The 7561-nt window shown below is 75.1% G+C and carries 1 protein-coding gene; it reads right to left on the bottom strand.

Going from position 1 to position 7561, the window contains the following annotated elements:
• Window positions 1-7561 (bottom strand): type I polyketide synthase (locus ACFWVE_RS34275; protein ID WP_384022951.1); only part of this gene is annotated, 7561 nt, incomplete at both ends.

Here is a 7561-nt window from a genome sequence, read left to right on the forward strand (position 1 = left end):
ACAGCGCCACCTCGACCGCGAACAGCGCGGGCTGCGTGAACCCGGTGGTGTCGAGGAGTTCCGCCTCGGGCGTACCCTCCTCCGCGAACAGCACCGTGCGCAGGGGCACGTCCGAGCCGGTGTCCAGCCGGGCCAGGACGGCGTCCAGGGCTTCGGCGAACACCGGGAAGGCGGCGTACAGTTCGCGGCCCATGCCGGCCCGCTGCGAGCCCTGGCCGGAGAACAGGACGGCGGAGGTGCGGTACGCGGCGCGGCCGCGGGCCACCTCGAGGGGTTCCCCGCCGGGTGCGGCGAGGAGGACGGCGCGGTGGTCGAGCAGGGCCCGGCCGGTGGTCAGGGAGTGGCCCACGTCCAGCGGGGAGGCGTCGGCCAGGGCCGAGATACGTGCCACCTGGGAGTCCAGCGCCTCCTCGGACTTCGCGGAGACGGGCCACGGGACGACCGTGGGGGTCGGGGCGGGGGCGGCCGCGGAGCCGGTCGGCTCGGGCGCCGCCTCGGGTTCGGGTGCCTGCTCGATGATCGTGTGCGCGTTGGTGCCGCTGATACCGAAGGACGAGATGCCCGCACGCCACGGCCTGCCGGTCTCCGGCCAGGGGGCCGGCTCCATGAGCAGCCGTACCGCGCCGGCCTCCCAGTCGACGTGCGTGGAGGGCTTGTCCACGTGGAGGGTCTTCGGCAGCACGGCGTGCCGCATCGCCATGACCGTCTTGATGATGCCGGCCACGCCGGCGGCGGCCTGGGTGTGGCCGATGTTCGACTTGATGGAACCGAGCAGCAGCGGACGCTCCGGATCGCGGTCGCGGCCATAGGTGGCCAGCAGGGCCTGCGCCTCGATCGGGTCGCCCAGCGGGGTGCCGGTGCCGTGGCCCTCGACGGCGTCGATGTCGGCGGGCGTGAGGCCGGCGCTCGCCAGGGCCTGACGGATGACGCGCTGCTGCGAGGGGCCGTTGGGCGCGGTCAGGCCGTTGGAGGCGCCGTCCTGGTTGATGGCCGAACCGCGGACCACGGCCAGCACCTCGTGCCCGTTGCGACGGGCGTCGGAGAGCCGTTCCACGACGATCAGGCCCACGCCCTCGGACCAGCCGGTGCCGTCGGCGGCGTCCGCGTACGCCTTGCAGTGGCCGTCGGTCGCGAGGCCGTTCTGCAGGGTGAAGCCGGAGAAGCCGGACGGGGTGCTCATGAGCGTGACGCCGCCCGCGACGGCGAGGTCGCACTCGCCGGCCCGCAGCGCCTGGAGCGCCCAGTGCAGGGCGACCAGGGAGGAGGAGCAGGCGGTGTCCACGGTGACCGCCGGACCCTCCAGGCCGAAGGTGTAGGCGAGCCGTCCGGAGACCACGCTGGCGGCGAGTCCGGTACCGGCGTGGCCCTCCAGGTCCTCGCGGGAGTTCATGACGAGGGTGGAGTAGTCCTGGCCGTTGGTGCCGACGAACACACCGGTGCGGCTGCCGCGCAGTCCGTCGGCGTCGATGCCGGCGCGTTCGAAGGCCTCCCAGGTGGTCTCGAGGAGCAGGCGCTGCTGCGGATCCATGGCGATCGCCTCGCGCGGGGAGATCCCGAAGAAGCCCGCGTCGAACTCGGCGGCGCCGTCGACGAACCCGCCCCTGAGGGTGGCGCTGCGGCCGCGGCCGTCCGCACCGCCGGTCGCCAGGGTGGCGAGGTCCCAGCCCCGGTCCTCGGGGAAGGCCTCGATGCCGTCGCGGCCCTCGCTGAGCATCCGCCACAGGTCCTGCGGGGAGCGCACGCCTCCGGGCAGGCGGCAGGCCATGCCGACGATGACCACCGGGTCCTCGGACAGGCCGGCGGCGGTCACCCGGTCGGACCCCGCCGTGTCCTGTTCGCCGAGGATCTCGTCGACCAGGTGCTCGGCCAGGGCTTGGGCGGTCGGGAAGTCGTAGACCGTGGTGGCGGGCAGGCGCAGGCCGGTGGCCAGGGCGAGCCGGTTGGGCAGTTCGATCGCGGTCAGCGAGTCGAAGCCCAGGTCGCGGAAGTTGCGGTCCGGGGCGACGGCCTCCGGCCCCCGGTGACCGAGGACGGCCGCGGCGTGGGTCCGCACCAGGTCGCCGAGGAGCACGGTGCGGTCGGCGGTGGGCAGCTGTCGCAGCCGCGCGGCGAGCCCGGAGGCGGCCGTCTCGGTCCGCTGCCGCGTGGCCGCCGCGTCGGCCAACGCCTGCCGGGCGTCCGGCAGGTCGCGCAGCAGGGCGCTGCCGCGGATGCCGATGAGGGTGTCCAGGACCTGCGGCTGACGCGGGTCGAACACCACGGGTGTCGGCTCGGGCCGGGTCACGGCCTGCCGCAGGGCGGCGAGCGCGAGGTCCGGGTGCACGGCCGGGTGACCGGCGGTGCGGGCCGGACGCGCGAAGGCGCTACCGGCGCCGGTACCGGTGGTGGCGGCACCGGTGTCCGTGCCCGGTTCTTCGTCGGTCCAGGCGCCCCAGGCGATGGACGTCGCGGGCAGGCCCTCGCCCCGGCGGCGGCGCGCGAGCGCGTCGAGGACGGCGGTGGCGGCGGCGAGGCCGGCCCGGCCCGCGGTGCCGATCGTGCCGGCGACCGAGGAGCAGAGCACGAACGCCGCCAGGCCCAGGTCCCGGGTCAGTTCGTCCAGGTGGACGGCGGGTGCGGTGCGGGCTCGGTGCAGTGCGGCGAACCGCTCCGGCGTGAGGTCGTCGAGCACTCCGTCGTCGACGATGCCGGCGGCGTGCACCACACCGGTCAGCGGGGTGTCGTCGGGGATGCCGGCGAGGACGGCGGCGAGGGCGTCGCGGTCGGCGGCGTCGCAGGCGGCGATCGTCACCTCGGCGCCGAGGCCGCGCAGTTCGGCGGCGAGGCCGGCGGCGCCGGGCGCGTCCGGGCCGCGCCGGCTGACCAGCACCAGGCGGGCGGTTCCGGCGGCGGCCAGCCAGCGCGCCACGTGGGCGCCGCGGCCTCCGGTGCCTCCGGTGACCAGGACGGTGCCGCTCGGCTCCCAGCCCGCGTCGGGGGCTGCCTCCGGGGTGGGCACGAGCCGGCGGCCGAAGACGGCCGAGTCGCGGACGGCCACCTGGTCCTCGCCGTCGTGTCCGGCGAGGACGGCGGCGAACCGCCGCGCGGCACGGTCGTCCAGGGCGGCGGGCAGGTCGATCAACCCGCCCCACCGGACGGGGAGTTCCAGTGCCGCGACCCGGCCGAGGCCCCACACCGCCGCCTGGCCGGGAGCGGTGAGCTGCTCCGTGCCGGCGACCGCGACGGCGCCGCGCGTCACGCACCACAGGGGCGCGGTGATCTCGGCGTCCAGCAGAGCCTGGAGCAGAACCGCCGTCGGGACGGCCGGGGACTCGACGGCGTCCGTGAGCGCGAGCAGGGACAGCACTCCGGTGAGCGCGGTGCCCTCGGACAGCAGGCCGCGCAGCCGCCCGGCGAGCGCGTCGCGGTCGTCGGTGCCGACGGTGAGCGGCACGACGTCGGCGCCCACGGCCGCCAGGACGGCGGCCGCCCACTCGTCGTCGGCGAGCGCCTCGGGGACGACGGCCAGCCAGGTGCCGTCGGCGGCGGGCGCGGAGGAGGGCAGCGACAGCGGCTTCCACACCTCGTGGTGCCTGATCCCGTCGACCATCGCCTGGTCGCGCTGCCTGCGCCGCCAGGTGGACAACGCGGGCAGGACCGCGCCCAGCGCGTCGGTGTCGACCGCCAGATCGGCGGCGAGTGTCGTCAGGTCCTCGCCCTCGACGGCCGTCCAGAACGCCGCGTCCAGGGGGTCCGCTCCGGTTCCGCCCGTCGTGGAGCGCTGGGCGTCGGGCCAGTAGCGGGCCCGCTGGAAGGCGTAGGTCGGCAGTTCGGTGCGGCGGGCACCGGTGCCGTCGAAGTACGGCCGCCAGTCGACGCGCACGCCGGACACGTGGAGCCGGGCCAGCGACGTGAGCAGCGCGGTCTCCTCGGACCGGTCCTTGCGCAGGGCGGGGACGGCGACCGGGTCGGCCTCGGCGTCGACGCGTCGGCGGGTGAGCGCGGTCAGTACGCCGTCGGGGCCGATCTCGAGGAAGGCGTTCGCCCCGGCACCGGTGAGTGCCCCGACGCCGTCGGCGAAGCGGACGGTGCCGCGCACGTGGCGCACCCAGTAGTCGGCGGAGCGCAGCAGGTCCGGGTCGGCGATCTCACCGGTCACGTTCGACACGACGGGAATGCGCGGTTCGGCGTACGTCAGTGTCTGCGCGACCTCGCGGAAGGCGTCGAGCATCGGCTCCATCAGCGGCGAGTGGAAGGCATGGCTCACCGACAGACGCTGCGTCTTGCGGCCCTTCGCGGCGAACTCGTCGCCCAGCGCGACCACTTCGCCCTCGGCGCCGGACACGACGACGGAGTCGGGACCGTTGACCGCCGCCAGGGCGATCCCGTCCGTGAGGCGCGGGGTGATCTCCTCCTCGGTGGCCTCGATCGCCATCATGGCGCCGCCGGCCGGGAGGTCCTGCATCAGCCGGGCACGCGCCGCGACCAGCGTGCACGCGTCCTCCAGGGACAGCACACCCGCCACATGCGCGGCCGCGATCTCGCCGACGGAATGCCCGGCCACGAACTCCGGCCGCACACCCCACGACTCCACCAGCCGGAACAGCGCCACCTCGACCGCGAACAGCGCGGGCTGCGTGAACCCGGTGGTGTCGAGGAGTTCCGCCTCGGGCGTACCCTCCTCCGCGAACAGCACCTCCCGCAGCGGGTGTTCCAGCTCGGCATCGAGATGGTTCAGTACGGCGTCCAGCGCCTCGGCGAACACCGGGAACCGGGCATACAGCTCACGGCCCGTACCCGCCCGCTGCGAGCCCTGACCGGAGAACAGCACGGCCAGCGACCGCTCCACGGCACGACCGCGCGCCACCTCGACGGGCTGTTCGCCCTCCCCGCCGGCGAGGAACACCGTGCGGTACTCGAACAGCGACCGCCCCGACGCCAGCGAGAGACCCACGTCCAGCGCGGACGCGGTGTCGAGGGAGGTGATCCGGTCCAGTTGACCTTCCAGGGCCTCCTCGGACTTGGCCGACACCGGCCACGGCACGACCTCGGGGACGACCCCGGGCTTCACGGTCGGCGTGACCGGCTCGGTCTCCGGGGCCTGCTCGATGATGGTGTGTGCGTTGGTGCCGCTGATGCCGAAGGACGACACGCCGGCACGGCGCGGGCGGCCGGTGTCCGGCCAGTCGACGGTCTCGGTGAGCAGGCGCACCTCGCCCTCGGTCCAGTCCACGTGGGTCGACGGCGCGTCGATGTGCAGGGACTTGGGCAGGACGCCGTGGCGGAGTGCCATGACGGTCTTGATGACGCCGGCGACACCGGCGGCGGCCTGGGCGTGCCCGATGTTCGACTTGATGGAGCCGAGCAGCAGCGGCCGGTCGGCGGGCCGGTCCTGGCCGTAGGTGGCGAGCAGGGCCTGCGCCTCGATCGGGTCGCCCAGGGTCGTGCCCGTGCCGTGCGCCTCGACGGCGTCCACGTCGGCGGGGGTGAGTCCGGCGCCGGCCAGGGCCTGCCGGATGACGCGCTGCTGTGAGGGCCCGTTGGGGGCGGTGAGGCCGTTGGAGGCGCCGTCCTGGTTGACGGCGGAGCCGCGCAGCACGGCGAGTACCGGGTGGCCGTTGCGGCGGGCGTCCGACAGGCGCTCGACGAGGAGCATGCCGACGCCCTCGGACCAGCCGGTGCCGTTGGCGGCGTCGGCGAAGGCCTTGCAGCGGCCGTCGGGGGCGAGGCCGCCCTGCCGGGTGAACCCGGCGTATCCCATGGCGGTCGACATCACGGTGACGCCGCCCGCGAGGGCGAGGCTGCACTCGCCGGAGCGCAGTGCGTGGGCCGCCCAGTGCAGGGCGACCAGGGAGGAGGAGCAGGCGGTGTCGACGGTGACCGCCGGGCCCTCCAGGCCGAAGGTGTAGGACAGTCGGCCGGAGATGACGCTGGTGGCGAGGCCGGTCGGCGCGTGGCCCTCGGCGTCCTCGCGGGAGTTCATGACCAGGGTGGTGTAGTCCTGGCCGCTGGTGCCGACGAAGACTCCGGTCTGGCTGCCGCGCACGGTCGCCGGGTCGATGCCGGCGCGTTCGAAGGCTTCCCACGAGGTTTCCAGCAGCAGCCGCTGCTGCGGGTCCATGGCGAGGGCCTCGCGCGGGGAGATGCCGAAGAAGCCGGCGTCGAAGTCGGCGACGTCGTAGAGGAAGCCGCCCTCGGAGGTGGCGCTGCGGCCGTGGCCGCCTTGGCCGCCGCGCATGAGGGTGTCCAGGTCCCAGCCGCGGTCGGTCGGGAAGGCGGAGATGCCCTCGCGGCCCTCGGCGACGAGCCGCCACAGTTCCTCGGGCGAGTTGACGCCGCCGGGCATCCGGCAGGCCATGCCGACGATGACCACCGGGTCGTCGGCCGTCGCCGGCGGGACGGTGCCGGTGGCCGCGGGGGTGCCGGCGACCCGCTCCTCGTCGAGGAGGGCGGCCACCAGGCGTTCGGCGAGCACGGTGGGCGTCGGGTAGTCGAAGACCAGGGTCGCCGGGAGCCGCAGGCCGGTGGCGGTGGTGAGGCGGTTGCGCAGTTCGACCGCGGTGAGCGAGTCGAAGCCGAGGTCGTGGAAGTCCCGGTCGGCCTCGACGGCCTTGGGCGAGGAGTGACCGAGCACTGCGGCGGCCTCGCCTCGGACCAGGGTGAGCAGGAAGCGGACGCGCTCCTCCTCCCGCGTCTCCAGCAGTTGCCGGGTGAGGTCGGCGGCGACGCGGGCGCCGCCGACGGCGGTGGCGGCCGAACGCCGGGTGCCGCGCACCAGGTTGCGCAGCAGCGGAGGCACCTCACCGGGCATCCGCGTGTTGCCGGAGGCGCCGATGGGCACGAGGTACGGCTCGTCGGAGACCGTGGCGGCGTCCCAGAGCGCGAGGCCCTGTTCGACGGTGAGGGGCGGCGCGGCCGAGGCGGCCATCCTCCGGGCGCCGGAGTCGGAGAGGGCGCCGGTCATGCCGCCGTCCTGGACCCAGGCGCCCCAGGCCAGGGAGAGGGCGGGCAGGCCGGAGGCGGCCCGCTGCTGGGCGAGCGCGTCCAGGAAGACGTTCGCCGCCGCGTAGTTGCCCTGACCGGCGCTGCCCATCACACCGGACACCGACGAGAACATGACGAACGCGGCCAGGTCCAGGTCCCGGGTCAGCTCGTGCAGGTGCCAGGCGGCGTCGACCTTGGGCCGCAGCACGTCCGAGACCCGCTCCGCCGACAGGGACGTCACCACACCGTCGTCGAGGACGCCCGCCGCGTGCACGACCGCCGTCAGCGGGTGCGCCGCGTCGATGCCGGCGAGCAGCGCCTCGGCCGCCTCGCGGTCGGCCATGTCGCAGGCGGCGATGTCCACGACCGCTCCGGAGGCGGCCAGTTCGTTCCGCAGCCCGGTGGCGCCCTCGGCCTCGATGCCCCGGCGGGACACCAGCAGGAGGCGGCGCGCGCCCCGCGCGGACACCAGGTGGCGGGCCAGTTCCCGGCCCAGGCCTCCCGTGCCGCCGGTGATCAGGACGGTGCCGTCCGGGTTCCAGCGCGGCGGCATCGTCAGCACGATCTTGCCGACGTGCCTGGCCCGGCTCATGAACCG

Origin of the sequence: Streptomyces sp. NPDC058632, assembly GCF_042717095.1 — a bacterium.
Lineage (GTDB): Bacteria > Actinomycetota > Actinomycetes > Streptomycetales > Streptomycetaceae > Streptomyces.